We start from the raw sequence: 26,520 nt of genomic DNA, 5'->3' as shown, positions 1-26,520 counted from the left end.
CAGCCTGTAGCGAGACCTCGCGGATGACCCACTGGAGCCTGCTTGGCCGTCGCGTCCTGGCCATCGGGACGACCCTGGCGCCCCTGGCGCGCGGGCCGCTGTTCGGCGCGGCCTTCGAATTGGCCGGCGTGGAGCGGCTGGTCGACCTCCAGCCGGCCACGGTCGACCTGATCTTGATTGACGCGGACGCCGCCGACCCCGCGATCCTGGGCGAGGCCATAGCCGGCCTCGCGGCCATGGCCGGGGCGCCGCCGACCTTGCTCGTGGGCCAACGCCTGCCCGCCAACCTGGTTCGCGCTCTCATGCGGATCAAACACTCCGACGTGCTGGAGGAGCCATTCTCCGACGAGCAGCTGCAGGCGGCCGTCTACGGCCTGCTCGACGGCGCGGCGTCGGAACCGGCCCTGTCCTCCGGCCAGGGCTCGCGCTGCTGGGCGGTGGTCGGGGCGGTCGGAGGCGCCGGAGCCACGACGCTCGCCATCGAGATCGCCAGCGCGCTCGCCGGCCGGACCACCAAGGAGCAGGGGGTCTGCCTGATCGACCTGCACCTCGCCGATGGCGCGGCCTCTGCCTATCTGGCGGCCTCGCCGGCCATGGGCCTGGCCCAGTTCGGCCCCGCCGCCGAGCGGATGGACGCGGCCCTGCTCGCGGCCTTCACCACCCCGGTCGCCAAGGGCCTAGACCTGCTGGCCTGTCCGCGCGACCCGCTAGCCTTCGACCAGATCTCCCGCGAGGCGGTGCTGCGCATCCTCGAGATCGCGTGCGAGGCCTATGAGTTCGTGATCATCGACATGCCGCGCCATCGGCGATCCTGGTCGCTGGAGGTGCTGTCGGGCGCCGACGAAGTGCTGGTGATCTCCGAGCTCACCGTGCCGGCCCTGCTGGCGGCCCGGTCGCTGTCGGAGGAGATCGAGACGGCCCTGCCGGTGGGCCGCAAGACCCGCATCGTGCTGAACCGCCTGGCCGGCCGCATGTTCGGTCCCACGCCCTCGACGGCCGAGGCCGAGCGCGCCCTGGAGCGCAAGACCGAGGCCAGCATCAGCTCAGACTGGGAGGCCGCCGCCGCCTCGGTCAATCTGGGCGGGCCGATCAGCCAGTATCGGCCCAAGTCCAAGATCGTGCGGGACGTGGCCGTCCTCATCGACCGACTGCTGGGCGTGGCCGACCGCCGCGCCGGCTGGTCCCGGAGAGCCGCCTGATGGGCCGCTTCAACCTCACCCGTCCCGCGGCCCCGGTCGCGGCCGACCCGGATCTTCCCGAGCCGCCACCGCCGCGCCCCGAACCCTCCGCCCAGCGGGTCTCGGAAAACAAGATGCTGGACGTGAAGATGAAGCTTCACGCCCGGCTGATCGAGGAGCTGGACCTCTCGAAGCTGGAGAAGCTGGCCGACGGAGAGCTGCGCAGGCAGGTGATGTCCCTGGTCGCCGATTTCGCCCGCGACGAGCGCCTGGTGCTCAACACCGTCGAGTTGGAGGAACTGGGCGCCTCGGTGCACGACGAGATGGTGGGCCTTGGCCCCATCGAGCCGCTGCTCAAGGACGACAGCGTCAACGACATCCTGATCAACGGACCGTTCCAGGTCTATGTGGAGCGGCGCGGCGAGCTGGAGCCGACCCCCGTCAGGTTCCGTGACAACGACCACCTGCTGCGCATCGTCAACCGCATCGTCGCCGGCGTCGGTCGCCGGATCGACGAGAGCTCGCCCATGGTGGACGCCCGTCTGCCGGACGGCAGCCGGGTCAACGCCGCCATCTTCCCGGTGGCCATCGACGGCGCCTGCGTCTCGATCCGGAAGTTCTCCAAAAAGCCCTACACCCTGGAGAAGCTGGTTGATGTCGGGGCCATGCCCCAGTGCGTCGCCGACTTCCTGCACGGGGCGATCAAGGCGCGGGTCTCGACGGTGATCTCGGGCGGCACGGGGTCGGGCAAGACCACCATGCTCAACGCGCTTTCCGCCGCGATCAGCCACGGGGAGCGCCTGATCACCATCGAGGACGCCGCGGAACTGCAGATGCAGCAGCCCCACGTCGTGCGGATGGAGACCCGGCCGCCGAACATCGAGGGCAAGGGCGAGATCCGCCAGCGTGAATTGGTCAAGAACGCCCTGCGGATGCGGCCCGACCGGGTGATCCTGGGCGAGGTCCGCGGCGAGGAAGCTTTCGACATGCTCCAGGCCATGAACACCGGCCACGAGGGCTCGATGGCCACCATCCACGCCAACACCCCGCGCGACGCCATCACCCGCCTGGAGCAGATGGTCGCCATGTCCGGCATGCGGCTGACGCCCGAAAGCATGCGCGGCCAGATCGCCTCGGCCATCGGCATGATCGTCCAGGTGATGCGCCTGTCCGACGGCAAGCGGAAGGTGATGGCCGTCACCGAGATCACCGGCATGGAAGGCCAGGTGGTCCAGATGCAGGATATCTTCGTCTTCAATCGCACCCACACCACAGCCGACGGGATGGTGCATGGCGAGTTCCGCGCCACGGGCCTGCGCCCCAAGTGCCTGGACGAGATGATCCGCCGCGGTATCGCCTATGACGTGGCCTACTTCGATCCATCCCGGGCGCTGAGCTGATGGAAGTCGACGTTTCCTGGGTCTATCTGATCCTGGTGTTCGCCGCGGTTTTCGCCGCGGCCCAGGCGACCATCGGCCTGGTCCGTACCGCGCAGCAGAAGCGAAAGGTGAACCGCCGCTTGCTGATCGCCGAGCGCACCGCGGGCATCGCCGAGTTGGTGGTCGAGCTTCGCAAGCAGCGGGGCCTGAACGCCTCGGGCGACGCCAAGGGCGGCTGGGTCTGGCTGGGCGCCCTGATCGTCCGCTCCGGCGTGCCCTATGACGCCCGCCGCTGGCTTCTGGCGACCCTGGTCGCCGCCTTGGTCGGCGCGGCCCTGGGCTTCCTGGCGACCAAGAGCCTCATCGCCCTGCCGGTCGGCGCCGTGCTGGCAGGCGTGGGCGGGCCGATCATGTTCCTCAAGGTCATGGCCGGCCGCCGATCGAAGGCGCTGGGCGAGCAGCTGCCGCAAGGCCTGGAAATCATTGTCCGCAGCCTGGAGGCGGGCCATCCGGTGCCTACCGCCATCTCCCTGGTCGGCCGGGAGATGTCCGACCCCATCGGCTCGGAGTTCGGCATGGCCGCCGACGAGATCGCCTATGGCGCCACCCTGGAGCAGGCGGTCGAGCGCATGTCCGTGCGTTGCCAGCATCCTGACGTCGACCTGTTCGCCGCCACCGTGCGTCTGCAGGAACGGGCGGGGGGCAACCTGACGGGTCTCCTGAAGCTCAACGCCAATACGGTGCGCGAGCGCCAGCGGATGCGACTGAAGATCAAGGCGGCCACCTCCGAGGGCCGGGTCTCGGCCATGATCCTCAGCGCCGCGCCGCTCGTGGCCGGAGGCGCCATCACCGTCATGGCGCCGGACTTCTATGGCGACGTGATCGACGAGCCGGTGGTGCAGTTCGCCCTGGCCGGCTTCGCCGTCTGGCTGGGCATCGGCAACCTCGTCATGCGCAAGATGGTCGCGATGCGGATCTAGCCATGGACACGCTTCAGCTGCAGAATCTGATCACCGGTGTCGCCCTGGTCCTGCTCTCGGGCGCCGGGGTCGGCGGGCTGCTCGTGCTGGCCGGCGAGGTGCGGGTGCGCTCGCAGCGCCGCGCCCGGTTCGAGGGGCCGGACGGCGGGGCGCGGCCGGCCTCGCCGCACGGCGAGGTGCGCATCTTCGGCCACGTGATCGCCGGCGTGCGCCGCTTGGGCCAGCAAGCCGCCGTGAGCGACCCGTCCAAGGTCTCCGACGTGCGCATGCGGCTGATGCGGGCCGGCTACTTCAACCGGGACGCCGCCGTCTATTATCTGGGCGCCCGCGCCATTTCCCTGGCGCTCGCCACCATCGGCACGATCCTGCTGCTGCCGTTCGCCATGAAGGGCGGCGGCACGGGCCCCCTCAGCGTGGCCGGGGCGCTGTCGCTGGTCGCCCTGCTGGGGCCCGACCGGTTCCTGAAGATGCGCCAGAAGGACCGGGAGCTGGAATATTCCGACGGCTTTCCCGACCTGCTCGACCTGCTGGTCGCGTCGGTGGAGGCCGGCCTCTCCCTGGACGCCGCGGTGTCGCGGGTCTGCGACGAGCTCGCACGGCGCTATCCGCGCCTGACCGTCCACCTGCGGATGCTGACCCTGGAACTGCGGGCGGGCAAGTCGCGCAAGGAGGCCTGGCTGACCTTCGCCGATCGCTTGGGCATCGACGACGCCCGGGCGCTGGCCACCATGCTGCGCCAGGCCGAGGACATGGGCACCAGCCTGGGCGAGACGCTCACCATCTTCTCCACTGACATGCGCCAAAAGCGGATGCTGCGGGCCGAGGAGAAGGCCCTGGCCCTGCCGGTCAAGCTGACCATCCCGCTGATCCTGTTCATCTTCCCCTGCCTGCTCGGCGTGCTGCTGCTGCCCGCGGTGGTCCGCCTGTCCCAGACCTTCGGCAATGGCGGTCCGGTGAACTAGCACTTGTGGGCCGGGGCGGCCCCGGACGATAAGCTCGCCCGATGGATTCCTCCGCCTTGCGCCACGTCCTTCGCGACGCCGTCATCCCCGAACTGCCGAACGCCTATTTCGGCAAGGTGCGGGACAATTACGACCTGCCGGACGGCCGGCGGATCATCATCGCCTCGGACCGGCTGAGCGCCTTCGACAGGATCCTGGCGGCCATCCCCTATAAGGGCCAGGTCCTGACCCAGACCGCCCGGTTCTGGTTCGAGCAGACTGCCGATATCTGTCCCAATCACGTGCTCAGCTATCCCGATCCGAACGTGGTGGTCGGCAAGCGGCTGGACATCCTGCCGGTGGAGATCGTGGTTCGCGACTACCTGGCCGGAACCACCGGCACCTCGATCCTGACCCTTTACAAGCAGGGCCAGCGGGAGATGTACGGTCACCGCCTGCCGGACGGCCTCCGCGACAACCAGAAACTGCCTCGGCCGATCATCACGCCGACCTCCAAGGCCTTCGACGGGGGGCATGACGAGCCGCTGACGCCGGAGGCGATCGTGGCCCAGGGCCTGCTCACCCAGGCCCAGTGGGACCAGCTCTCGGCCTATGCCCTGGCTCTGTTCGCCCGTGGCCAGGAGATCGCCGCGCGGCGGGGCCTGATCCTGGTCGACACCAAGTACGAGTTCGGGACCGACGCCGAGGGGACCATCATCCTGGCCGACGAGATCCATACGCCCGACTCCAGCCGCTACTGGATCGCGGGGAGCTACGACCAGCGCTTCGCCGCCGGCCAGCGGCCGGAGAGCTTCGACAAGGACTTCGTCCGCGCCTGGGTGGCCGAGCGCTGTGATCCCTACAAGGACCCGATCCCGGAAATCCCGGCGGCGATGATCCTGGAGACGGCGGCGGTCTATATCCGCGCCTTCGAGACCATCACCGGCCAGGCGTTCGAAGCGCCGAAGGGCGACGAACCCGTCCTGGAACGGATCCGCCGCAACCTCGCGCAGTTCTTCTAGCCAGCGCCTCCTAGAACGTCTGGCGCAGGGTCACGCCCACCGTCCGCGGCTGGTTGGTCTGGTAGCCGTAGCGGGCGCGCAGGCCGCGTTCCCGGTCGATGGAGAGCATGGCCCGTTCGTCGGTGAGGTTCTGCACGAAGACGGCGGCCTCGAAATTGCCGAAGCGCGCGCCGCCGCGCAGATTCACCACCTGATAGTCCGGCAGTTCCAGCGGGAAGCTCAGGGTCGAAACCGTGGGCGCGCCGGTGGTGAACAGGGTGACGGTCCGCGGGTTGTTCTCCTGGTCGGAGATCTGGGTGAAGCGGTCGCCGACATACTGCCAGGTGAGGTTGGCGAAGGGGGTCCAGCCACCTTCCAGTTCGTGGGCGTAGTTCAGGCTGAAGGCGGCCTGGAACTTCGGCACGGTGGGCAGGCGGTTGCCGTCCCGCAGGCCCTGGATCGGGGCGCCGGTCGCGTCATTAACGCTCGACTTGAGCTTGGCGCTGTTCCAGGAGGCCGAGGCCGCCAGGTCGAAATCGTCGGTGAGCCGCATGGCGAACTCCGCCTCGAGGCCGCTGGACTTGGCCTTCGGAACGTTGACGATCACCCGCGACGAGCAGCTGCCGGCGTCGATGGTGGCCTGCAGGTTCTCGATGTCGGAATAGAAGGCCGCGAAGGTGAGCGACCCACGCCGTTCGGCGAATTCCGCCTTCATACCCGCCTCGTAGTTCCAGACGGTCTCGTTGTCGAAGCTGGGCTTGGAGAGCGCATTGAAGGTGGCGAAGTCGGCCGCGCTGCAGAGCGGGCGGTTCAGCGGATCGTTGATGCCGCCCAGCCGGAAGCCCTTGGAGGCCTGGGCGTTGAAGGTGATGTCGTCGGTGGCCTTGTAGGCGACGATGACCCGCGGGGCGAAGTCGTCGGCCTCGGTGCTGCCCGGCACGCCGATCGTGGTGTCGGCGAAGATGCCGTCGAAGGTGAGGATCCGGTTTTCCTCATAGCTGGCGTAGCGGACGCCGGCCGTGACATCCAAACGCTCGTTCACCGTCCAGGTGGCTTCCCCGAACACCGCGTACTGCTTCTGCTTGTAGGGCACGGTCGAATAGTAGAGCGCGTCCTTCGGCGCGCGAGCGCCCGCGGTCGGGATGCCGGTCGCCGCCTCGAAGCCGGCGACGTCCAGGATCTGGGAGTAGTCGCGGTCGACGTTGGAATAGAAGCCGCCGACCACCCACTGGAACGGACCGTCGCCATCGGAGGCCAGGCGGAGTTCCTGGGTGAACGACTTCACATTGGTTTCGTCATAGAGCGGCGCGTCCAGGGTGAAGACGGCTTCCGGCAGACCGATGGAGCCGCCGGTGATCGAGCCCGTGAGGGCGGTGGCGTCGCGCACCACCAGGACGTCGCGATCCTGGAAGGTGGAGATCGAGGTCAGGGCCACGCCGCCGAAGTCGTATCGGACGGTGACGTCGCCTAGCCGGAACTCGTCCTTGAACTTCTCCTGGAGCTGGGTGAACTGCTCGAGGTCGCCCAGCGTCACCTTCGGCCGGGTCGTGGTGTATTGGTTGCCCAGGTAGTTGTAGATATCGACGCGGTTGAAGCCGTCGACGTCGATGGTCTGATAGATGATCCTCGGCGTGATGGTGAGGTTCTCGGTCGGCTGGAACAGCAGCGAGGCCCGGAAGCCGAGGCGGCTGCCGCCGTTGACGTCTTCATTGACCGATCCGCCGGGCTGCACCGCGTCGATGAAGCCGGGGAAGTCCGTGGCGTAGCCGACGATGCGCAAGGCCGCCTGTTCGGTCAGGGGGATGTTGACCATGCCCTTCAGTTCGCCGCCGACCTCACCGTGCCTCACGCTGTTGACGGTGACTTCCGCCGCGCCTTGCATCTCGGCGGTGTTGGGCTGGTTGGTGATGTAACGCACCGTGCCCGACAGGGAGCCGGAGCCGTAGAGCGTCCCCTGCGGCCCGCGCAGCACCTCGACCCGGTTCAGATCGAACAGGTCGACGTCCGGGGTGAACAGCGACAGCGAGATCACCGACTCGTCGAGATAGACCCCAACCTGTTCCTTCACGCCGGGCTGGTCGCGGACGATCTGGCCGGCGGAAATCCCGCGGATGGCCACCTGGCTCTGGCCGGGGCCGAGGTTCTGCACCGTGAAGCCGGCGATGTTGCGCGACAGCTCCTCGATATTGGTCGCGCCGCGCTCGCGCATCTTGGCTTCGCTGAGCGCATTGATCGAGAACGGAACGTCGATCAGGGCTTCGTCGCGTTTCCGCGCGGTGACGATCACCTCTTCGATTTCGGTCTGGGCCATCGCGGCGGTCGCCGGCATGGCCATGATGATCGCGAGCAGGCTCGCCTGAGCCGCCGCGCGCTTGCGGTTGTACGCCATGGTCGTTTTCTCCCGTGTTCACCCCTGTCTCGGTGCGTCGCTGTGGATGCACGGCATGGGTGTTATGAGGGCAGGTAATCCTGCTGCGACGGGGACTGTCCAGCGTGATTCCGCCTTATGTGCCGCAGGGTGAAATCGTCCGAAGTGGGAGTATTTTGCGCTCGATTACGCCTGCGAAGCGTTGTCCCAGCGGGCGTTGGCGCCTTCCATCCTACGGCCGGGGACCATCCCGACCCCTGTGGCGCCAAAACCCCAGCGCGCCGCCATCAACCGGTGAAGCCCAGCATGATCACCGTGAACAGGAACAACAGCAGGGTCACGAAACAGAAATTCAGCAGCATGAAGGTCCGCCAAAGCGCGGAAAACACGCTCAGGCTGTAGGCGCCCTTGAGCTGGGCGAACATGTGCGCCGGGATGATGAACCACAGACCGACCGCCACCGCGCCACCGCCCGCCGAACCGCCCCAGCGGACGACCGCCGCCGCGACCATGGTCAGCATCGCCATGAAGGTCAGCGAATAGAGGACGAAGACCCCGTGGTCGTAGAAGGTGAAGCCCCGCTTCCACAGGAACAGCGCCGCCACGAAGGGCAGGGAGATCGGCACCAGCAGGAATGAGAATTTGTAGAAGGTCTGCTGGATCTTGTAGAGCGCCAGGGCCGGGTTCTCGAGCTTCTTCCGGAGTTTCTTGTCGAGCTCCTTGTTGCCGGTGTTGACCTTGAACTCCCCTGAAATTGTTTTGGCCCGGACCTCTTCCTCCCAGCCCCGGCCCCCGATCACCGAGAGCGGGGTGCTGTCCAGGGCGGTCACGGCCTCCTTGGTGTCGGCCACCAGTTCGCGGGCGTCCTTCACGGCGCCTTCCAGCTCCTTGCGCCTGTCCTTGGAGTCCCCGTCGTCTCCCGCCGGCGCCTTGGCGAGCGCCCCCTCGGCCTCGGTGAGACGGGCCTGATCGGCCGCAAGCCGGTTCGCCAGCGCCGTCCGCTGCAGCGCCATGTCGACCGGCAGTTCGGCCTTCACCGGCATGAAGCTCAGCAGCATGAACATGACGAAGACGGTGAACAGGAACATGGCCAGGGGCGAGACGTAGCGCGTGCGTTTGCCGAACACCCAGTCGCGGGTCAGCTTGCCGGGGTTGAAGACCAGTAGCGGCAGGGTCCGCCAGATGCGGCTGTCGAAGTGCATCACCCCGTGCAGCAGCTCTTCGCCCAGGTGCAGCAGGGTGCGGTGGACGTGGGTGGGCTGGCCGCAGTTCTGGCAGAAGCGTCCGGAGACCTCGGCGCCGCAGTCGGCGCAGGCCTTGGCATGTTCGCCGGCCTGGCCAGTCGGCTTTTCGATGGCCGCGCCAATCAAACCGCCCGTGGCCGCGCCGCCGACTGCATCCAATTCCATGGGCGACCCCCGTCACGAAAACGGTGGGATTGTTACAGGCGTTCGCCGCGCCGGCCAACGGGCGTAGGATGGCGTGGAGCCGGCGAGGAGAGGGTTTCATGTACCATCAGGGAAATCGCGATCTGCAGGACGCTTTCGGCAGCCGGGCCCTGGCCGACCGGCTGGAAGAGACCCTGCGCCGGACGACTTTCAACGAGGCTGACGGCGCCTTCATCGCGGCGCAAAGCTTCTTCTTCCTGGCCACGGCCGACACGGAAGGCCGGCCTGACTGCTCGTTCAAGGGCGGCCCTGCCGGCTTCGTCCAGGTGACCGCGCCGGACGAGCTGATCTTCCCGGACTATGACGGCAACGGGATGTTCAAGAGCCTCGGCAATATCGCCGCCAATCCCCATGTGGGCCTGCTGTTCATCGCCATGGGCGAGAAGCCGCAGCGTCTGCGGGTGAACGGGACGGCCAGCGTCTCGCACGATGACCCGCGCATCGCGGCCATCCCCGGCGCCCAACTTTTGGTAAGGGTCCGGCCAGCGGACATCTTCCCGAACTGCCCGCGCTACATCCCGTCGCTGCAGGTGATCGAGCCGTCGGTCTACACGCCGAAGGCCGACGCGCCGCCTGTCGAGCCGGCATGGAAGAGCTTCCAGGCCTTCGCCGACGTGGTGCCCCCGCGCCGGCGGTAGCGGCCGATCAGGCCGCGCCGAGGTCCAGCTTGCTGACGTCGACGCCGCCGGTCACGACCTTCACCTTCAGCAGGCGCATCTCGCCATTGGCGAAGCTCAGGTCGGACACCGGAATGCGGTTGTCGCGGCGGATGTTGGAGGCGTCCCGCAGGGTCAGGTGCAGGGTCATGTCGTCGCGCGAGGTGCCGGACTGTTCCGCGGCCTCGATCGCCTTGCGGAAGGTCTCCGCCATCGACTTCGGCGCCACGAAGGCGGGGCGCTGCAGCGGAATGTCTTGGCTCATGGTCTGGCTCATCGGGCTAGGTCTCGGTTGAAAGGGCGGGTCAGGCTGCAGCGAAGAAGCCGTGTTCGCCGGTGACCCGGACCTGGCAGGGCCGGCCAGCGTCCTGTGCGGCGCGCGCGCGGCGGTTGGCGGCGGCCTTGGCCTCTTCCTTGTCGATGGAGTGGTCGAAGTACTGGCCCTCGTGTTCCACGGCCCACTTGTCGTCATGGCGCGCCACGGTGAAGACGGCTCGGATGAAAGCGTCGCGGGTTGCCATGGGGGCTGCTCCTTGTCGAGACGGGCTTGTGGAATGGGGGTGCGACCGGCGGACAGCGCCGGCGCGAGAATCCACAGACCTCGAGTGTGACAAGTTATCTACAGGCAAAGGGCCTGAATGTCCGCCTTATTCTGGAAATTGCTCATTTTTTCGAAACTTTCGACGACTCTCGTTTTACGGGTTTCACCGTTCATCATGAGTCTTCGATGACGTATCGGCGGTCCGAAGACACCAGAGTCCCGGACCCGGGCCGTCCGAAGAATTTCCACTCAACCTTGGCTTTGTCCTGCCAGCCGCGCAAATATTGTCGCTCAATTACGCGCGCGCTGCTGGAGGCCACCAAGGCCGGGGCCGAGTTGATGGCCATCTTTTTCGTCGGCGAGGAGATGTTCTTCGGCGAGGAACGCCTGGGCGCGGCGGAATAGGCGCGGCTGCCTGGTCCGTCTGTGCTAAGGTGGCGCCCGCGTCCATGAAGGCTTTCGCCTCGCGAGCCTGTGGTCGCCAAGGGGCCAAAGTGGCCGTCATCGAAAATCGGTCCGTGGCCGCCGGCAACCTGGCCGGCGCGCTCATCGACACCTCGCCCGTTCCGCTGCTGTTGTTCGACGCCGAGGCGCGGGTCGTGCGCGCCAGCCCGTCGTTCTGCACAGGCTTCGACATCCTGGCGGATGGCGCGGAAGGCTCCACCCTGGCCGAATTGGGCGGAGGCGAATGGGACATCGCCCAACTGCACATCCTGCTGGAGAACGCCCTCACCGACGGGCCGGTGTTATCCGACTACGAGACCGATCTCGTCCGGCCCGACCTTCCCGCACGGCGGCTGATCGTCAACGTCCAGAACCTCACCCACGGCGACGCCGAGCGTCACCGGGTGCTCATGGTGGTCAACGACGTCACGGACGTCCGGCGGGTCGAGCACCTGAACGTCGCGTTGTTGCTGGAGAAGGACACCCTGCTGCGGGAGCGCGCGGTCCTGATGCAGGAGATGCAGCACCGAATCGCCAACAGCCTGCAGATCATCGCCAGCGTCCTGCTTCTGAAGGCCAGGACCGTGAAGTCCGAGGAAACCCGCCAGCACCTGCGCGACGCCCATGACCGGGTCATGTCGGTCGCCGCCGTACAGCAGCACCTGCAGGCGAGCCTGGGCGAGGTGGAGGTCGGACCCTACCTGACCAAACTGTGCGAGAGCCTGGCCTCATCGATGATCCGCGAGTCACGGCCGCTGACGCTGAGCGTGCGATCCGACGCCGCCACGGTCACCTCGCAAGAAGCCGTCAGCCTCGGCCTGATCGTCACCGAACTGGTGATCAACGCCCTGAAGCACGCCTTCCCGGACGGGCGGAAGGGGAAGGTGCTCGTCGACTATGAGCTGACCCAGCCCGGATGGACTCTGTCGGTCTCGGATGACGGGATCGGCAAGCCGCCGACCTCGCCCAATATACGCGTCGGCCTGGGCACCAGCGTCGTAGAGGCCCTGGGCAAGCAGCTTCGCGCCGAGGTGACGGCCTCGGACGCCGGGCCTGGCGCCAGGATCGCGCTGGTCAACATCGACCCATCGCCGTCCAACGACGACTGAGGACGCTGGGCGCGCCCTTCAGTCCATCAGCTGTTGCGTCAGGTAGGTGTATTCCAGGGCCTGGCGCTTGGCTGTTTCGTTGAGATTGGCCGCGGCGGCGTGACCGCCATCGATGTTCTCGTAATAGAGGTAGTCGTAACCCAGCGCCTTGAGGCGCGCGGCGGCCTTGCGGGCGTGGGCCGGGTGGACCCGGTCGTCCTTGGTCGAGGTCTCCAGGAACACCTTCGGATAGGGTTTGCCCTTGGCCAGGAGCTGGTAGGGCGAATAGGTGTCGATGACCTTGCGCTCTTCCGGATCGGCGGGATCGCCGTATTCGCCGACCCAGGACGCCCCGGCGCCGATGTGGGTGTAGCCGATCATGTCGAACAGCGGCACCTGCACGACGATGGCCTTATAGAGCTCCGGCCGCAGGGTGAGCGCCACGCCCATCAGTAGGCCGCCGTTGGAGCCGCCCATGATCCCCAGTTTGGCGGGGCTGGTGATCTTGCGCGCGATCAGATCCTCGGAGACGGCGAAGAAGTCGTCATAGACCCGCATGCGGTTCAGCTTCAGGCCCGCCTCGTGCCAGCGCGGTCCGAACTCGCCGCCGCCGCGGATGTTGGCGATCACATAGACCCCGCCGCGCTCCAGCCAGAGCTTGCCCACCGAGGCCGCGTAGCCCGGCGTCTGGGACACCTGGAAGCCGCCATAGGCGTAGAGCAGGGTGGGCGCCGATCCGTCGGGCTTCATGTCCTTGGGCCGGACCACGAAATAGGGGACCTTCGTGCCGTCCTTCGACGTCGCCCAGTGCTGTTCGACCAGGTGATTGGACGCGTCGAAGCGGGCCGGCAGGGTGCGCAGGGTCTCGGTGGTTCCGCTCGCCGCGTCGGCCAGGACCTGGGTCGAGGGCATGAGGAAGCTCGCCACGCCCAGCAGCAGCTTGTCGTCGCGATCGGAGGTCGAGGCGATGCCGACCGAGGCGTCCTTGGGCAGGGCGAGCTTGGTCGAGATCCAGCCCTTGGGGCCGTGACTGAAGCTGAGGATCCCGCCCTTCACATTGTCATAGAGAGCGACGACCAGGCGATTGCGGGTGGTGGCCACCTGTTCGATCGCCTGGCTCTGCGACGGCCGCAGGACCAAGGTCGGATGGGTGTTGGCCGGATCGATCTTGAGTTTCTGAAGGTCGAGCGCCAGCAGGTCGCCCGACTTCTCCCCATGCGTGGCCCAGTCCTGCTCCAGGGTCAGCAGCACCTGACCGTCGATCAGGCCCTGGATGGACGACTTGAGCGGGAAGGGCAGCTTCATCGCCCCGGCGTTCCCGAGCAGGTGATGCTCGGCGTTGAAGGTGTCGAGCGGCCGGAAGGCGATCAGGGCCTGCAGCTTGCCGTCGGCGTCGCGCAGGCCGATGGGCGAGACCCCGTAGCCGCCGTCTTCGGCCTTGCCGCGGAACACCTCGGTCGCGGCGGCGAGCGGCTGGCCGCGCTTCACCAGCTTGACGATGTAGGGATAGCCGGAGGTCGTGACCTCGCCCTTGGCCCACTCGGTGGCCACCGCCAGGGTGTCGACGTCGACCCAGGTGAAGCGGTGCTTGCCCTGCGGCAGGAAGAAGCCGTCCTTCACGAACTGGCCGGTCGCCGTGTCGAATTCACGGACCTCCACGGCGTCCTTGCCGCCGTCCGAGAGCGAGATCAGGCAGATGCGGTCGTCCGGCGCCAGGCAGGCCGCGCCCTTCCAGACCCAGTTCTTGCCCTCGGTCTTGGCGAGCGCGTCGAGGTCGAGGATCGTCTTCCAGCCAGGCTTGCCGGTCCGGTAACTGTCGAGGTCGGTCGAACGCCAGACCCCGCGGACGTGCTCGGCGTCCTGCCAATAGTTGCGCAGGCTCCCGTCGCCGGCGAAGCCCATGCCCGGGATGCGGTCCTTGGCCGTCGCGATGGCGAGCGCGTCGGCATAGAGTTTGGAATAGCGCGGATCGTTCTGCAGCAAGGGCAGGGAGCGATCGTTTTCGGCGCGCGCGAAGTCCATCGCTCTCGCGCCCTCGATCTCCTCCATATAGACGTACGGGTCGTTGGGATCGGGCAGGGCGAGCGCTGGGAAGGCTGACATGGTGCACAACATGGCGCTTGCGGCCAGCTTTCCAAGGAACGAAAGACGCATCAACGGTGCTTTCAAAGGCTGAAACTCGCGAACCGGGACCTTAGTCTGAGCAGATCGAGCCGCGCAAATCATGACCGACGAAACAAATCTCATCGCCTGGAGCCTCGAGGAGGTCGCCGAGCGCCACGGCGATCCGACAGCCGCCGTCTATGAGCGGCTGTTCGCCAAGAGTCCGGAAATGGCCGCGCTGTTCATCGGCGACAAGACCGGCGCCGCGCGGGGCGAGATGCTGGCCGTCGTCTTCCAGACCTTGCTGGACTTCTCCGGCGAGGGGGCGTTCGGCGCCAATATGGTTCGCGCCGAGATCGTCAACCACGAGGGCCTGGGCGTGCCGCCGCAGGTGTTCACCACCTTCTTCGCCACGGTCATGGAGACCGTACGCGACCTGCTGGGCGACGACTGGACGCCCTCCGTAGCCGCGGCCTGGGAAGACCTGCTGGCCGGGCTGGAGGCCGCGATTCACAACGAAGCGACGGTCTAGTTCTAGGATCGGGAATCCGTCATGGTCCCGCGCCATGAAGAACGAACCCTTTTTCAAACGAGACGGGGACCATTACGTCCCCACCGCCGCCGGCCGAGGCCCCTGGAACCCGAACTCCCTGCACGGCCGCGTCATCGTCGGCCTGTTGGGCTTCGAGCTCGAACGCAAGCACGGCGACCCGGACTTCCTGCCGGCCCGACTGACGGTCGACATGTACCGGCTGCCGGGCTTCGATCCCGTCGAGGTGACCACCCGGTTGATCCGTGAGGGCGGCCGTATCCGGGTCGCCGAGGCGGAGTTCATCTCCGGCGGGGTCAGCATGGCCAAGGCGACCTGCCAGTTCCTGCGCCGTACCGAGAATCCCGAGGGCAAGGTCTGGAAGGCGCCCGAGTGGGACGTCCCCAAGCCCGCGGCCATCCCGGCGCCGGATCCTTCGAGCGGGCCCATGGGCCGGATGTGGTCGACCCGCCCGATCAGCGGCGGCTTCGGCCAGGGCGGCCAGCGTCGCATGTGGATGAGCGAGGTCCGCGACATCGTCGAGGATGAGCCGCTCACCCCGTTCCAGCGCGTCGCTGTCGCCGCCGACTTCGCCAGCCCCGCCGCCCACGCGTCGGACCAGGGGCTGGCCTTCATCAATTCCGACGTCACCGTCTATCTGCACCGCCTGCCGCGCACCGAATGGATCGGCTTCGAAAGCGCCTATCACGACGCCACCGAGGGCGTGGCGGTGGGCGAATGCCGTCTCTATGACGAACAGGGCTCAATCGGCTTCGCCTCCTGCGCGGCCCTGGCCCAGAAGCGTCCGGCGCGGCCCGCCCCGGCCGAGGCGGCGAAGGCGGAGGCATGATCCTCTTCGTCACCCATCCCGAGGTGGTGATCGATCCAGCCGTCCCGGTCCCCGACTGGCCGCTATCGGAGGTCGGCCGCGCGCGAATGGAAGCCTTCGCCGAGGTTCTGGCTAGAGGGCCGACACCGGTCGTCGGCGTCTGGTCCAGCGGGGAGCGGAAGGCGCGCGACGGCGCGGAGATCGTGGCCGCACACCTCGGCCTGACCGCGCGGATCGAGCCGGACCTCCACGAGAACGACCGCTCGGCCACCGGCTATATCGCTCCGCCCGAGTTCTGGGAGATCGTCGAGCGGTTCTTCGCCCAGCCCTATGAGAGCGTCCGCGGCTGGGAGACGGCGGCCCACGCCCAGGCGAGGATCGTGGCTGCTGTCGCTCGGGTCGCGGCGGCCGAGGCCGCGCCCGGCCTGGTGGTTGTGGTGTCCCATGGCGGGGTTGGCGCGCTGCTGATGGCCCATCTCCAAGGCGTCGCGATCGGCCAGGAGGACCGCCCCGCCCATCCCGGTGGCGGCTGCTGGATCGCCATCCGGCGCGAAGACCTCGCGGTCCAGGGCGGCTGGCGAAACGTCGAGGACTACGGACGCTAGGCCGGGTTAGATAGGCCGATGGCCGCCGAATCCCCGATCCTGTCGCTGCGTTCCCTGGCCAAGTCGGTCCCCGGCGGCCGGGTGCTGTTCGAGGGCCTGAACCTGGACTTGGCGGCCGGCGAGTTCGTGGCGGTCATGGGCGAGTCCGGGGTCGGCAAGTCCACCCTGCTCAACTTGATCGCCGGGCTGGACGGCGCCGACGCGGGGCAGGTGGCCATCGACGGCGTCGGGCTGGAGACCCTGGACGACGACGCCCGCACGGGCCTGCGCCGCGATCGGATCGGCTTCGTGTTCCAGGCCTTCCACATCCTGCCGCACCTGACGCTTGGCCAGAATGTGGCCCTGCCGCTGGTCCTGCAACGGGCCCCAGGCGCGGAAGCGCTCGAGCGAGCCGGCGCCATGCTGGACTCCGTGGGCCTGCCGGGCCGGGCGGGGGACTTTCCCCACCAACTCTCGGGCGGCGAGATGCAGCGGGTGGCGATCGCCCGCGCCCTGGTCCATCGCCCCGGCCTGATCCTGGCCGACGAGCCCACCGGCAACCTCGATCCCGAGACCGCCGGCCGGGTGCTTGCGCTGTTTGCCGACCAGGTGCGCCAGTCGGGCGCCGCGGCCCTGCTGGTCACCCATTCCGACGTCGCGGCCGCGGCGGCCGACCGGGTCCTGACCCTGACCCGCACCGGCCTCGTCGAGCGTCATGGCGGCTGACCGTCCCTGGGCGCTGGCCGCGCGCTGGATGATCCTCGGCGAGTGGCGGGCCCATCCCATGCGGGCGGTCACCGCCGCCGTGGCCATCGCCGTCGGCGTGGCCCTCGGCCTGGCGGTGCACCTGGTCAACGCCTCTGCGCTCAACGAATTCTCTCAAGCCGTCTCGACGGTCAATGGCGACGCCGAGCTGCAGGTGCGCGGGGTCTCGCCGGCAGGCTTCGGCGAGGCGCTCTACCCGACCCTGGCCCGGCTGCCGGGCGTGGCGGCGGCGAGCCCGGTGGTGGAGTTGAGCGCCAGCGCAAAGGGGGTGGGGGAACCTGTGACCTTGATCGGCCTGGACGTCCTGCGCGCCGCCTATGTGACGCCCAGCCTGCTAGGACGGCCCGTCGGCGCCGACGCTGCGCACGGTCCCACCAGCGAGGCGGCCTTCGACGACAACGCCGTGCTGCTCTCGCAGGCCGCCCTGGAGGCGCTGCACGTGAGGCCGGGAGACCCGCTCGAGCTAACCGCCGCCGGCCGCGCCGTGTCCCTGCGGGTGGCCGGAGTCCTGCCGGGCGTGGCCGAGGGTCAGCAGATCGCCGTCATGGACATCGCCGCGGCCCAATGGCGGTTCGGCCAGGTCGGCAAGCTGCAGCGCATCGACCTGCGCCTGGACCAGGGCGCCGACTCCGGCCGGGTGCGCGCGGCCATCGCCAGGGTCCTGCCGGCCGACGCCCAGCTGGTCAGCCGCGAGAGCGAGGCCCGGCGCAGCGACGCGCTCAGCCGCGCCTACCGGGTCAATCTGGACATGCTGGCCCTGATGGCCCTGCTGACCGGCGGCTTCCTGGTCTATTCGGCCCAGTCCCTGGCGGTGGCGCGGCGTCGGGCGCAGTTCGCCCTGCTGCGGGTGCTGGGGGTACGCCGCCGCGCCCTGCTGGGTCAGGTCTTGGCCGAGGGCGCCGTGGTCGGGCTGGCGGGCGGTGTCGCGGGGCTAGGTCTCGGCCTCGGCCTGGCGAGCGGAGCCCTGGCCCTGCTGGGCGGCGACCTCGGCGGCGGCTATTTCGGCGGGGTGGAGCCGGAGCTGGCCTTCGCGCCGGCGGCGGCCCTGGTGTTCCTGGTCCTGGGCCTGCTCACCGCCATGGGCGGCAGCCTGATCCCCGCGCGGGAAGCGGCTCGCGCCCAGCCCGCCGTGGCGCTCAAGAACGTCGGCGACTCCGTCGACCCGCGGGTCGCGCCGCGGATCTGGCCCTCGGTGCTGCTGCTGGCGGCCGGCGCGGCGGCGGCCTTCGCCCCGGCGGTCGGGGGCATTCCGCTGTTCGGCTACGGCGCCATGGCCTTGCTGCTGGCCGGCGGCGTGGCGGCCATGCCCTGGATCGCCCGGACCCTGCTGACGCCCCTGCAGCGCCTTCAGGTGGCCGGCGCGGCGGTCGACCTGGCCTTCAAGCGCCTATGGGGCGCGCCGTCCCAGGCGGCGGTGGCGCTCTGCGGCATCGTGGCCAGCACCAGCCTGATGGTGGCCATGGCGGTGATGGTGTCGAGCTTCCGCGGCTCCGTGGACGACTGGCTGGGCCAGGTCCTGGCCGACGACCTCTATGTCCGCGCCGAGGCCTCCGGCGGCGGCTTCGATCCGGCGACCCAGGCGGCCCTGGCGCGGACCCCCGGCGTGGCGCGGATGGTCTTCCAGACCTCCACCAGCCTTCGCCTCTCCGCCGACCAGCCGCCGCTGGCGGTGCTGATCCGCCCCTTCGACGCGGGCCGGATGCCGATGATCGCCAGCGCGACCCCGCCCGCGGGCGCCACGCCGGTCTGGGTCTCCGAGCCCGCCGCCTGGCTCTATGGCTGGAAGCCGGGGGACCGGATCGACCTGCCGTTGGGGGGCAAGGCCGCGCCGTTCTTCGTGGCCGGGATCTGGCGCGACTATTCCCGCCAGCACGGGGCCGTGGCCGTGGACGCCGACGACTACACCCGCCTGACCGGAGACTCCTGGCGCACGGAGGCGGCGGTGGACGTGGCGCCTGACGCCAAGCCCCAGGCGGTGATCGCCGCGCTCAGGGCGCGCCTGCCGGCCGGGCTCTCAGCCGACTTCGCCGAGCCCAAGACCCTGCGCGCCTTCGCGCTACGCCTGTTCGACCGCAGCTTCGCGGTGACCTACGGCCTGGAAGCCATCGCCATCCTGGTGGGGCTGGCGGGGGTGGCGGCCACGGTCTCGGCACAGACCCTGGCGAGGACCAAGGAGTTCGGCATGCTGCGCCACCTGGGAGTCACCCGCGCGCAGATCGTCGCCATGCTGGCCACCGAGGGCGCGGTCCTGGGGGCGGTGGGCGTGCTGGCGGGGATCGGGCTGGGCCTGGTGATGAGCCAGGTGCTGATCCACGTGGTCAATCCGCAGTCCTTCCACTGGACCATGGAGACGCAGCTGCCCTGGACCCTGCTTGCCAGTGTCGCGGCGTCCCTGGTGGCGGCGGCGGCGGGCACGGCCCTGCTGGCCGGCCGCCGGGCGCTCTCGGCCGACGCCGTGCGCGCCGTGCGGGAGGACTGGTGATGGGCCGGCTCATCGCCATCCTCTCGGCCCTGTTGGTCCTGGCGAGCCCGGCCGCCACCCAGACCGGGCCGCTCCTGCCGCTCTATCCGCAGGTGACGCCGGGCGTGGGCTTGAGCTTCCCCGCCGACCACGGGGCGCACCCTGAGTTCCGCACCGAGTGGTGGTACGTCACCGGCTGGCTGAAGACCGCCGACGGCCAGGACCTGGGCTTCCAGGTGACCTTCTTCCGCTCGCGGCCCAGCGTCGACCAACGCAACCCCAGCGCCTTCGCCGCCAAGCAGATCCTGTTCGCCCACGCGGCGCTGTCGGACCCCAAGCTGGGCAAGCTCCTGCACGACCAGCGCATGGCGCGCGCGGGCTTCGGCCTGGCCGAGGCCGCGGTCGGCGACGCCAATCTGATCATCGACGACTGGACGATGCGCCGCGCCGCCGACGGCCGGTTCGTGACCAAGGTCGGCGGCAAGGCCTTCGCCCTCGACCTGGCCTTCCGTCCCACCCAGCCACCGCTGGCCCAGGGGGAGGGCGGCTATAGTCGCAAGGGCCCGCAGCCCAGCCAGGCCAGCCACTATTACAGCCTGCCGCAGATGGTTGTGTCGGGGACGGTGACGCGCGGCGGCAAGGCGGTGCGGGTGACGGGATCGGCCTGGCTCGACCGCGAATGGTCCTCGACCCTGCTCGACCCCAAGGCTGTCGGCTGGGACTGGGTCGGCCTCAACCTCGACGACGGGAGCGCGCTCATGGCCTTCCAGGTCCGTGACGCGGCCGGCAAGGCGCTCTGGGCGGGGGGGGCGTTGCGGGGCAAGGACGGCGCGGTGACCAGATTCACGCCAGACATGGTGCGCTTCGGCGCCGAACGCCTCTGGCGCTCGCCGAGGACCGGCGGCCGTTATCCGGTGGAACGCTCGTTGTCGGTGCGCCTGCCGCAGGGCGAGCGACGCTGGATGCTCAAGCCCTTGTTCGACGACCAGGAACTCGACAGCCGCGCTGCTGGTGGGCCGATCTACTGGGAAGGCGCTGTGACCACCCAAGGCGGGCGGGGCTATCTGGAGCTCACGGGATATGTCGGGAAGTTGAGGCTATGACGTGATCTCACCGGAAGCACTCATGAAAGCCCCACGCGCCTTGCAGTTGCGCGTGCTGGCGGAGCTCATCACGGAGCTGACCTTGCTGGCCCGCTACCGATACGCCGAGGGTGAGAGCGCGGACCGGATGCTTGAAGTGAACGACGCCATTCACCGGGTGGCGGGGCATCTGCAACACATCGTTGATCCTGGAGCGCCGTTAGTTGCCAGCCGCGCCGTTGGTCTAATCGAGCAGATGGGACATTTGCCTGACCAGGCGAGGTCGAGGATCGCGGGGCTATTGTAGCGTTGACTAAACCCGCCCAGGTTCCACCAGGATCTTCACGTGCGCTTCCGGGTCGCCCAGCGTCACGAACGCCTCGGCCACGCCGCCTAGCCCCACCTTGCCCGTCACCACGCCGCTGACGTCGATCACGCCCTCCGCGATGTCGTGCAGGGTCTGGGCGAATTCCTCGGGGCTGTAGCCGAACACGAAGGTGAGCTCGATCTCCTTCGTAATGGCGATGGCGGGCTCGATCTTGTCGGTCTCCATGCAGACCCCGGCCACCACGATCTGGGCGCCGGCGGGGGAGGCCTCGATCAGGCTCTGGACGATGCCGGGCGAGCCGACGCATTCGAAGACCACCGGCCGGCCGAAGTTGCCGCCCATCATCTTGATCATGCTCTGGGCGGCCCGCGCCGTCGGCACGCCGAAGCCCTCCCAGCGGGCGTGCGGGCTTTCCTTGGCCGGGTCGATGACCACGTCGGCGCCCAGCATCTCGGCGGCGGCGCGGCGGCGGGGGGAATAGTCGGCGGCGATGACCGGGCCGTGGCCGCGCGCCTTCAGCCCCGCGATCACCGCCAGGCCGACCGGGCCGCAGCCCACCACCAGGCAGACGCTATTGGGGTCGAGCCGGGCCTTGGCCACCGCATGGGCGCCGACCGCGAAGGGCTCGGTGAGCGCCGCCTGGTCGGTGGGCAGGCCGTTGGGCACCTCCAGCAGCAGGGCTTCCGAGAGGATCATCCGCTCGGCGAAGCCGCCGGGCAGCCGGTTGGAGAAGCCCAGCATCTCCATGCCGCCCGCCGGGGTCATGGTGACCGGCAGGGAGACGATCCGGGTCCCGGCCTTCAGCGCCCCGGTCGTGCCGGGGCCGTGGTCGAGGATCTCGGCGCAGAACTCGTGGCCGAACACGGTGTCGGCGCGGGGATCGAAGCCGTTGGTCATGCCGCCGCTGGCCCGGCTGGTCAGCTCGATCATGTGCTCCATGTGGTGCAGGGCGTGCAGGTCCGAGCCGCAGATGCCGCAGGCGAGGGTCTTGACCAGCACCTGGCCGCTGTCGGGCTTCAGGTCCTCGATCTCGTCGCAGACCAGGACCTTGTTCCGCCGAATGACCGCTCGCATGTCGCTCTCCCCACAAGCTGTCATCCCGGAAGACGCGCAGCGGCTATCCGGGACCCATAGACGCCGTCCCATCCGGCTCGATCAGGAGCGTATGGGTCCCGGTCTTGCTTCGCAAACCGGGATGACAGCGAAGGGGAATTGACCCTCGGTAAGGAAAGCGCCTTCATCGCGCCGCCTTGCCGCCGCTGGGCATATCCCCTAACCCTCCCGGCTCGGAATCGTGAGAGCGCGACAGCGCCGCAAGACGGGAGAGCCCCATGAGCCTCGCCTTCCTTTTTCCCGGCCAGGGCAGCCAGGCGCTCGGCATGGGCGCCGATCTGGCGGAGGCCTTCGGGTCGGCCCGCGAGGTGTTCCAGGAGGTCGATGACGCGCTCGGCCAGAAGCTGTTCAAGCTGATGCGCGAGGGGCCGGAAGACCAGCTCACCCTGACAGAGAACGCTCAGCCGGCCCTGATGGCGGTGTCCCTGGCCGTTATGCGCACCCTGGAGAAGGAGTTCTCCATCGGTGTCGAGAAGGCCGCCTTCGTGGCCGGCCACAGCCTCGGTGAATATTCCGCCCTTGCGGCGGCGGGCGCGATCAGCCTGGCCGACACCGCGCGCCTGCTCAAACTGCGCGGCCAGGCCATGCAGCGGGCCGTGCCGGTGGGCGAGGGGGCCATGGCCTCGCTGATCGGGCCGAAGTCCGACGTGGCCCTGGCCGAAGCCGCCGCCGAGGCGGGTTCGGCCGTGGGCGTCTGCGTCGTGGCCAACGACAACAACAACGGCAATGTGGTGATCTCCGGCGCCAAGGCCGCCGTGGACCTGGCCATCGAGAAGGCCAAGGAACTGGGCGCGCGGGCCATCCCGCTGAACGTCTCGGCGCCCTTCCACTGCCCGCTGATGCAGCCGGCGGCCGACGAGATGGCCGAGGCGCTCGGCAAGGCGACCATCCTGGCGCCGCGCGCGCCGCTGGTGGCCAATGTCACCGCCCGGCCGACCCTCGACCCCGAGGAGATTCGCCGCCTGCTGGTGGACCAGGTCACCGGCCGGGTGCGCTGGCGCGAGAGCATGCTCTGGCTGGCCAATGACGCGGGGATCACCCGTTTCGCCGAGGCCGGATCGGGTAAGGTGCTGTCGGGCATGGCCAAGCGGATCGCGCCCGACTCCGAAGCCACGCCGCTCAACACCCCCGCCGACCTCGAAGCCTTCGCGAAGAGCCTCTGACATGTTCGATCTGACCGGAAAGACCGCCCTCGTCACCGGCGCCACGGGCGGCATCGGCGGCGCTATCGCCAAGGCCCTGCACGCGTCGGGCGCCCATGTGGTGCTGTCGGGCACCCGCGAGGCGGTGCTGGCCGAGCTCGCCAAGGAACTCGGTGACCGCACCTCGGTGGCCGCCGCGAACCTCGCCGACGCCGAATCGGTCGATGGGCTGATTGGCCGCGCCGAGGAAGCCGCGGGTAACGGCCTCGACATCCTGGTGGCCAACGCCGGCATCACCAAGGACGGCCTCTTGATGCGGATGAAGGACGAGGACTGGGAGTCCGTCCTCAAGATCAATCTCGAGAGCTATTTCCGTCTCAGCCGCGCGGCCATGCGCGGCATGATGAAGCGGCGCGCCGGCCGGATCATCGGCATCACCTCGGTGGTGGGCGTCATGGGCAATCCGGGCCAGGCCAACTATGCCGCCTCCAAGGCCGGAATGATCGGCTTTTCCAAGGCCTTGGCCCAGGAAGTGGCCACGCGCGGCATCACCGTGAACTGCGTCGCCCCGGGCTTCATCGAGAGCCCGATGACCGATGCGCTCACCGAAGCCCAAAAGGCCCAGATCCTCGGGACCATTCCCGCGGGCCGGCTGGGCCTGGGAAGCGACGTGGCCGCGGCCTGTGTTTATCTGGCCAGCGACGAGGCTGGCTACATGACGGGACAGACCCTGCACGTGAACGGCGGCATGGCCATGATCTGACCGGTTGGCGCCGACGTGGCGATCATGCTACGGCGACGCCCGAACCGGCGAGGCGAAGGTCTCGAAGCCCAGTTCCGTTGCGGTTGACAACTCGTCGGCCGTCACGGATGGATCAGTTGAACAACAGGGACTTAAGCGAATGTCCGACATCCTCGAGCGCGTGCGCAAGATCGTCATCGAACACCTCGACGCCGATCCGGAGAAGGTCACCGAGAAGGCGAGCTTTATCGACGACCTGGGCGCTGACAGCCTCGACAACGTCGAACTCGTCATGGCCTTCGAAGAAGAGTTCGATATCGAAATTCCCGACGACGCGGCGGAGCATATCCAGACCGTTGGCGACGCGGTGAAGTTCATCGGTGAGCGCCTGGGCGCTTAAGCTCAGCAATCATTGAAGTTTCGGCCGCCGCGTCGCTCCCCGGAGCTCGCGGCGGTCTGCGTTTGGAGGCTCGCCCATGCGTCGTGTCGTCGTCACCGGAATCGGTCTTCTGACCCCTCTCGGCCAGGGCGTCGACGTGACCTGGGCCGCAATCCTGGCCGGCAAGTCAGGCGCGGGGCGGATCTCCACCTTCGATCCGGCCGAATATGCCTGCCAGGTGGCTTGCGAAGTGCCGCGGGTGGACGGCCGGGGCGGCGGCGGGCCCGATGTGGCCGGCTCCTTCGATCCCGACCAGACCATGGCCCCCAAGGACCAGCGCCGGGTCGACGACTTCATCCTCTACGCCATGGCCGCGGCCGACGAGGCGGTGAAGGATTCGGGCTGGGTCCCGGAGACCGACGACGACAAGGAACGCACCGGGGTCATCATCGGCTCGGGGATCGGCGGCCTGGGGACCATCGAGCGCACCTCCGTCGAACTGTTCCAGAAGGGCCCGCGGCGGATCAGCCCGTTCTTCATCCCCTCGGCCCTGATCAACCTGGCCTCGGGCCAGGTCTCGATCCGCTACGGCTTCAAGGGCCCGAACCATTCGGTGGTCACCGCCTGCGCCACCGGGGCCCACGCGGTCGGCGACGCCGCGCGGATGATCAAGTACGGCGACGCCGACGTGATGGTGGCCGGCGGGGCCGAGGCGGCGATCTGCCCGGTGGGCGTCGCGGGCTTCATCGCCTGCCGCGCCATGTCGACCAATTTCAACGAGACCCCTGAGAAGGCCAGCCGGCCCTATGACAAGGACCGCGACGGCTTCGTCATGGGCGAGGGCGCCGGCGTCCTGGTGCTGGAAGAGTACGAACACGCCAAGGCGCGCGGGGCCAAGATCTACGCCGAGGTGCTGGGCTACGGCCTGGCCGGAGACGCCTACCACATCACCGCCCCGGCCGAGGACGGCGACGGCGGCTTCCGGGCGATGCGGGCGGCGATCAAGGACGCCGGCATCGATCCCTCGGAGATCGACTACATCAACGCCCACGGCACCTCCACGCCTCTGGGCGATGAGATCGAGCTGGGCGCCGTGGCCCGGATCCTGGGGAACGCCGCCAAGACCGTGACCATGTCCTCGACCAAGTCGGCCACCGGCCACCTGCTGGGCGCGGCTGGGGCCATCGAGGCGATCTTCTCCTGCCTGGCGATCCGCGACCAGATCGCGCCCCCGACCATCAATCTGGACAGTCCGTCCGTGGTCACCGAGATCGACCTGGTTCCCAACACGGCCAAGCCGATGGCCATCGAGGTGGTGCTCTCCAACAGCTTCGGCTTTGGCGGGACCAACGCCTCGGTGGTGTTCAAGAAGGTCTCGTGAGCCCGCGCGCCCGTCGCGGCGGCCTGTCGCCCGCGCGACGCCTGATCATCATCCTCGCCAGCGCGGCGGCCACCCTGGCCGCCGCCGTGGTGTTGTTCCTGGCCTGGGCGGTCTGGTCCTACCAGGGCCCGGGACCGGCGGCGAAATCGGGCGACGTCACCGTGGTCATGCTGCGCAAGGGCGCCGGCGTCTCCGAGATCGCCTCGACCCTGGAGCGCGCCGGCGTGGTGCGCTCCGACGCCATCTTCGCCGCCGCCGCCCAGATCACCGGCGCGGCGCGGACGCTGAAGGCCGGCGAATACGAGTTCAAGAGCCGCGCCTCCATGGCCAGCATCCTGGACGACATCCGCGACGGCCGCATCGTGGTCCACCAGATCACCGTGCCGGAAGGCATGACCTCCGAGGCCGTTGTCGAGGCCCTGGCCGCCAAGTCCGAGCTGACGGGCGACGCCCCGGCCCCGCCCGAGGGCTCGATCCTGCCCGAGACCTATCAGTTCGAGCGCGGCGAGGACCGCGCCGCGGTGCTGAAGCGGATGATGGACGCCCGCGAGGAGCTGCTGGGCCTGCTTTGGTCCAAGCGCCAGCCCGACCTGCCCATCGCCACGCCGGACGAGGCCGTGACGCTGGCCTCCATCGTCGAGAAGGAGACCGGCGTCGCCTCGGAGCGGCCGAGGGTGGCGGCGGTGTTCGTCAATCGCCTGCGCGCCGGCATGCGGCTGGAGAGCGATCCGACCATCATCTACGGCCTGACCGGCGGCAAGCCGCTGGGCCGGGGCCTGCGCGCCTCGGAACTGGCCGTGCCCAACCCCTACAACACCTACCAGATCGACGGCCTGCCCCCGACGCCGATCGCCAATCCGGGCCGCGCGGCCCTGGCCGCCGTGTTGGATCCGCCCAGGTCCGACGCCCTCTTCTTCGTCGCCGACGGTACGGGCGGTCATGTCTTCGCGGCGACCTATGAAGAGCACCTGAAGAACGTCGAGCGCTGGCGCGCTATCGAGCGCAAGCGCGAGGTCGAGGCGCTGAAGGACCGGGCCGAGGCCCTGAAGGAGCGCTAG

General features: G+C 68.8%; 26 protein-coding genes. 20 read left to right on the top strand and 6 right to left on the bottom strand.

Translation table 11 applies throughout. The annotated features are described in order from the left end of the window. The first annotated feature begins 23 nt into the window (after positions 1-23). The 5 genes from V6M51_RS18105 to V6M51_RS18085 are packed head-to-tail and all read left to right on the top strand — an operon-like array spanning position 24 to position 5,500. Positions 24-1,199 (top strand): AAA family ATPase, encoded by a 1,176-nt coding sequence (locus V6M51_RS18105; RefSeq protein ID WP_305676320.1) that lies wholly within the window; start codon positions 24-26, stop codon positions 1,197-1,199. Next, positions 1,199-2,578: a CpaF family protein gene (locus V6M51_RS18100; protein WP_332769400.1), complete on the top strand. Its 1,380-nt coding sequence runs from the start codon at positions 1,199-1,201 to the stop codon at positions 2,576-2,578. The genes V6M51_RS18105 and V6M51_RS18100 overlap by 1 nt, the downstream gene beginning before the upstream one ends. After that, positions 2,578-3,537, top strand: coding sequence for a type II secretion system F family protein (locus V6M51_RS18095; RefSeq protein ID WP_332769399.1), 960 nt, complete (start codon positions 2,578-2,580; stop codon positions 3,535-3,537). The genes V6M51_RS18100 and V6M51_RS18095 overlap by 1 nt, the downstream gene beginning before the upstream one ends. A gap of 2 nt (positions 3,538-3,539) precedes the next feature. After that, positions 3,540-4,499 (top strand): type II secretion system F family protein, encoded by a 960-nt coding sequence (locus tag V6M51_RS18090; protein WP_332769398.1) that lies wholly within the window; start codon positions 3,540-3,542, stop codon positions 4,497-4,499. A 56-nt stretch (positions 4,500-4,555) separates the two neighbouring features. After that, positions 4,556-5,500 carry a phosphoribosylaminoimidazolesuccinocarboxamide synthase gene (locus V6M51_RS18085; protein ID WP_332769396.1) on the top strand — a complete coding sequence of 315 codons (945 nt, stop codon included), beginning with the start codon at positions 4,556-4,558 and terminating at the stop codon, positions 5,498-5,500. Positions 5,501-5,510: 10 nt separating this feature from the next. Here the strand turns inward: V6M51_RS18085 and V6M51_RS18080 are convergent, their stop codons facing one another. Both V6M51_RS18080 and V6M51_RS18075 read right to left on the bottom strand, forming a co-directional pair. Beyond that, positions 5,511-7,868 carry a TonB-dependent receptor gene (locus tag V6M51_RS18080; RefSeq protein ID WP_332769394.1) on the bottom strand — a complete coding sequence of 786 codons (2,358 nt, stop codon included), beginning with the start codon at positions 7,866-7,868 and terminating at the stop codon, positions 5,511-5,513. 266 nt (positions 7,869-8,134) lie between these two features. After that, entirely contained in the window at positions 8,135-9,256 is a 1,122-nt protein-coding gene (locus tag V6M51_RS18075; RefSeq protein WP_332769392.1) for a DUF3667 domain-containing protein, read from the bottom strand. A 98-nt stretch (positions 9,257-9,354) separates the two neighbouring features. On the opposite strand from V6M51_RS18075, the gene V6M51_RS18070 reads away from it, so the two are divergent. Further along, complete coding sequence (locus V6M51_RS18070; protein WP_332769390.1) at positions 9,355-9,933, top strand: pyridoxamine 5'-phosphate oxidase family protein; 579 nt, start codon at positions 9,355-9,357, stop codon at positions 9,931-9,933. 7 nt (positions 9,934-9,940) lie between these two features. Here the strand turns inward: V6M51_RS18070 and V6M51_RS18065 are convergent, their stop codons facing one another. Together V6M51_RS18065 and V6M51_RS18060 are read right to left on the bottom strand one after the other, a co-directional pair. Next, positions 9,941-10,216, bottom strand: a complete 276-nt coding sequence (locus V6M51_RS18065; RefSeq protein ID WP_305676328.1) for a hypothetical protein — start codon at positions 10,214-10,216, stop codon at positions 9,941-9,943. Between the two features lie 40 nt (positions 10,217-10,256). Continuing rightward, complete coding sequence (locus V6M51_RS18060) at positions 10,257-10,472, bottom strand: DUF2188 domain-containing protein (RefSeq protein ID WP_254833411.1); 216 nt, start codon at positions 10,470-10,472, stop codon at positions 10,257-10,259. 86 nt (positions 10,473-10,558) lie between these two features. On the opposite strand from V6M51_RS18060, the gene V6M51_RS18055 reads away from it, so the two are divergent. Together V6M51_RS18055 and V6M51_RS18050 are read left to right on the top strand one after the other, a co-directional pair. Beyond that, on the top strand, positions 10,559-10,897 hold the full coding sequence (locus V6M51_RS18055) for a hypothetical protein (protein ID WP_332769387.1): 339 nt from the start codon (positions 10,559-10,561) through the stop codon (positions 10,895-10,897). Positions 10,898-10,986: 89 nt separating this feature from the next. Further along, entirely contained in the window at positions 10,987-12,045 is a 1,059-nt protein-coding gene (locus V6M51_RS18050; protein WP_332769386.1) for a sensor histidine kinase, read from the top strand. An 18-nt stretch (positions 12,046-12,063) separates the two neighbouring features. Here the strand turns inward: V6M51_RS18050 and V6M51_RS18045 are convergent, their stop codons facing one another. Further along, positions 12,064-14,139, bottom strand: a complete 2,076-nt coding sequence (locus tag V6M51_RS18045) for a prolyl oligopeptidase family serine peptidase (RefSeq protein ID WP_442957867.1) — start codon at positions 14,137-14,139, stop codon at positions 12,064-12,066. Positions 14,140-14,248: 109 nt separating this feature from the next. On the opposite strand from V6M51_RS18045, the gene V6M51_RS18040 reads away from it, so the two are divergent. From V6M51_RS18040 to V6M51_RS18010, 7 genes are read left to right on the top strand one after another with little or no spacing between them, the layout of a single operon-like run. Then, the gene (locus V6M51_RS18040) at positions 14,249-14,659 is read left to right on the top strand and encodes a globin (protein WP_332769384.1); all 411 of its coding nucleotides are present in this window, start codon (positions 14,249-14,251) and stop codon (positions 14,657-14,659) included. Between the two features lie 34 nt (positions 14,660-14,693). After that, positions 14,694-15,506 carry an acyl-CoA thioesterase domain-containing protein gene (locus V6M51_RS18035; protein WP_332769382.1) on the top strand — a complete coding sequence of 271 codons (813 nt, stop codon included), beginning with the start codon at positions 14,694-14,696 and terminating at the stop codon, positions 15,504-15,506. After that, entirely contained in the window at positions 15,503-16,090 is a 588-nt protein-coding gene (locus V6M51_RS18030; RefSeq protein WP_332769381.1) for a histidine phosphatase family protein, read from the top strand. The genes V6M51_RS18035 and V6M51_RS18030 overlap by 4 nt, the downstream gene beginning before the upstream one ends. Positions 16,091-16,108: 18 nt before the next feature. Continuing rightward, complete coding sequence (locus V6M51_RS18025; RefSeq protein ID WP_332769380.1) at positions 16,109-16,795, top strand: ABC transporter ATP-binding protein; 687 nt, start codon at positions 16,109-16,111, stop codon at positions 16,793-16,795. Beyond that, on the top strand, positions 16,785-19,316 hold the full coding sequence (locus V6M51_RS18020; RefSeq protein ID WP_332769378.1) for an ABC transporter permease: 2,532 nt from the start codon (positions 16,785-16,787) through the stop codon (positions 19,314-19,316). Before V6M51_RS18025 ends, V6M51_RS18020 begins: the two co-directional genes overlap by 11 nt. Continuing rightward, positions 19,316-20,398: a lipocalin-like domain-containing protein gene (locus V6M51_RS18015; protein WP_332769376.1), complete on the top strand. Its 1,083-nt coding sequence runs from the start codon at positions 19,316-19,318 to the stop codon at positions 20,396-20,398. The genes V6M51_RS18020 and V6M51_RS18015 overlap by 1 nt, the downstream gene beginning before the upstream one ends. Positions 20,399-20,420: 22 nt before the next feature. Further along, positions 20,421-20,684: a hypothetical protein gene (locus tag V6M51_RS18010; protein WP_332769374.1), complete on the top strand. Its 264-nt coding sequence runs from the start codon at positions 20,421-20,423 to the stop codon at positions 20,682-20,684. Between the two features lie 6 nt (positions 20,685-20,690). On the opposite strand, the gene V6M51_RS18005 is transcribed toward V6M51_RS18010, so the two are convergent. Continuing rightward, positions 20,691-21,779, bottom strand: a complete 1,089-nt coding sequence (locus V6M51_RS18005; RefSeq protein ID WP_332769372.1) for a zinc-binding dehydrogenase — start codon at positions 21,777-21,779, stop codon at positions 20,691-20,693. Positions 21,780-22,036: 257 nt separating this feature from the next. Here V6M51_RS18005 and fabD point away from each other — a divergent pair, with 257 nt between their 5' ends. From fabD to mltG, 5 genes are all read left to right on the top strand, one after another. Continuing rightward, the gene (gene fabD, locus V6M51_RS18000; protein ID WP_332769370.1) at positions 22,037-22,981 is read left to right on the top strand and encodes an ACP S-malonyltransferase; all 945 of its coding nucleotides are present in this window, start codon (positions 22,037-22,039) and stop codon (positions 22,979-22,981) included. A gap of 1 nt (position 22,982) precedes the next feature. Then, the gene (fabG, locus tag V6M51_RS17995; RefSeq protein ID WP_332769368.1) at positions 22,983-23,723 is read left to right on the top strand and encodes a 3-oxoacyl-[acyl-carrier-protein] reductase; all 741 of its coding nucleotides are present in this window, start codon (positions 22,983-22,985) and stop codon (positions 23,721-23,723) included. Between the two features lie 139 nt (positions 23,724-23,862). Beyond that, positions 23,863-24,102: an acyl carrier protein gene (locus V6M51_RS17990; protein WP_056019455.1), complete on the top strand. Its 240-nt coding sequence runs from the start codon at positions 23,863-23,865 to the stop codon at positions 24,100-24,102. 76 nt (positions 24,103-24,178) lie between these two features. Further along, positions 24,179-25,462, top strand: coding sequence for a beta-ketoacyl-ACP synthase II (gene fabF, locus V6M51_RS17985; protein ID WP_332769363.1), 1,284 nt, complete (start codon positions 24,179-24,181; stop codon positions 25,460-25,462). Then, positions 25,459-26,520: an endolytic transglycosylase MltG gene (gene mltG / locus V6M51_RS17980; RefSeq protein ID WP_332769361.1), complete on the top strand. Its 1,062-nt coding sequence runs from the start codon at positions 25,459-25,461 to the stop codon at positions 26,518-26,520. Before fabF ends, mltG begins: the two co-directional genes overlap by 4 nt.

Source organism: Phenylobacterium sp. (assembly GCF_036677185.1).
GTDB lineage: Bacteria > Pseudomonadota > Alphaproteobacteria > Caulobacterales > Caulobacteraceae > Phenylobacterium.
The sequence above is the reverse complement of the archived record's forward strand: the minus strand, read 5'-3'. Positions and strand labels throughout refer to the sequence as shown.

Coding starts and splice junctions, on each gene's coding strand:
- V6M51_RS18015 (WP_332769376.1), top strand. CDS start 19,316: ATGGGCCGGCTCATCGCCATCCTCTCGGCCCTGTTGGTCCTGGCGAGC.
- fabD (WP_332769370.1), top strand. CDS start 22,037: ATGAGCCTCGCCTTCCTTTTTCCCGGCCAGGGCAGCCAGGCGCTCGGC.
- V6M51_RS18060 (WP_254833411.1), bottom strand. CDS start 10,472: ATGGCAACCCGCGACGCTTTCATCCGAGCCGTCTTCACCGTGGCGCGC.
- V6M51_RS18080 (WP_332769394.1), bottom strand. CDS start 7,868: ATGGCGTACAACCGCAAGCGCGCGGCGGCTCAGGCGAGCCTGCTCGCG.
- V6M51_RS18075 (WP_332769392.1), bottom strand. CDS start 9,256: ATGGAATTGGATGCAGTCGGCGGCGCGGCCACGGGCGGTTTGATTGGC.
- V6M51_RS18090 (WP_332769398.1), top strand. CDS start 3,540: ATGGACACGCTTCAGCTGCAGAATCTGATCACCGGTGTCGCCCTGGTC.
- V6M51_RS18070 (WP_332769390.1), top strand. CDS start 9,355: ATGTACCATCAGGGAAATCGCGATCTGCAGGACGCTTTCGGCAGCCGG.
- V6M51_RS18100 (WP_332769400.1), top strand. CDS start 1,199: ATGGGCCGCTTCAACCTCACCCGTCCCGCGGCCCCGGTCGCGGCCGAC.
- V6M51_RS18020 (WP_332769378.1), top strand. CDS start 16,785: ATGGCGGCTGACCGTCCCTGGGCGCTGGCCGCGCGCTGGATGATCCTC.
- V6M51_RS18045 (WP_442957867.1), bottom strand. CDS start 14,139: ATGTTGTGCACCATGTCAGCCTTCCCAGCGCTCGCCCTGCCCGATCCC.
- V6M51_RS18040 (WP_332769384.1), top strand. CDS start 14,249: ATGACCGACGAAACAAATCTCATCGCCTGGAGCCTCGAGGAGGTCGCC.
- V6M51_RS17990 (WP_056019455.1), top strand. CDS start 23,863: ATGTCCGACATCCTCGAGCGCGTGCGCAAGATCGTCATCGAACACCTC.
- V6M51_RS18095 (WP_332769399.1), top strand. CDS start 2,578: ATGGAAGTCGACGTTTCCTGGGTCTATCTGATCCTGGTGTTCGCCGCG.
- V6M51_RS18005 (WP_332769372.1), bottom strand. CDS start 21,779: ATGCGAGCGGTCATTCGGCGGAACAAGGTCCTGGTCTGCGACGAGATC.
- V6M51_RS18065 (WP_305676328.1), bottom strand. CDS start 10,216: ATGAGCCAAGACATTCCGCTGCAGCGCCCCGCCTTCGTGGCGCCGAAG.
- fabF (WP_332769363.1), top strand. CDS start 24,179: ATGCGTCGTGTCGTCGTCACCGGAATCGGTCTTCTGACCCCTCTCGGC.
- V6M51_RS18035 (WP_332769382.1), top strand. CDS start 14,694: ATGAAGAACGAACCCTTTTTCAAACGAGACGGGGACCATTACGTCCCC.
- V6M51_RS18025 (WP_332769380.1), top strand. CDS start 16,109: ATGGCCGCCGAATCCCCGATCCTGTCGCTGCGTTCCCTGGCCAAGTCG.
- fabG (WP_332769368.1), top strand. CDS start 22,983: ATGTTCGATCTGACCGGAAAGACCGCCCTCGTCACCGGCGCCACGGGC.
- V6M51_RS18105 (WP_305676320.1), top strand. CDS start 24: ATGACCCACTGGAGCCTGCTTGGCCGTCGCGTCCTGGCCATCGGGACG.
- V6M51_RS18030 (WP_332769381.1), top strand. CDS start 15,503: ATGATCCTCTTCGTCACCCATCCCGAGGTGGTGATCGATCCAGCCGTC.
- V6M51_RS18010 (WP_332769374.1), top strand. CDS start 20,421: ATGAAAGCCCCACGCGCCTTGCAGTTGCGCGTGCTGGCGGAGCTCATC.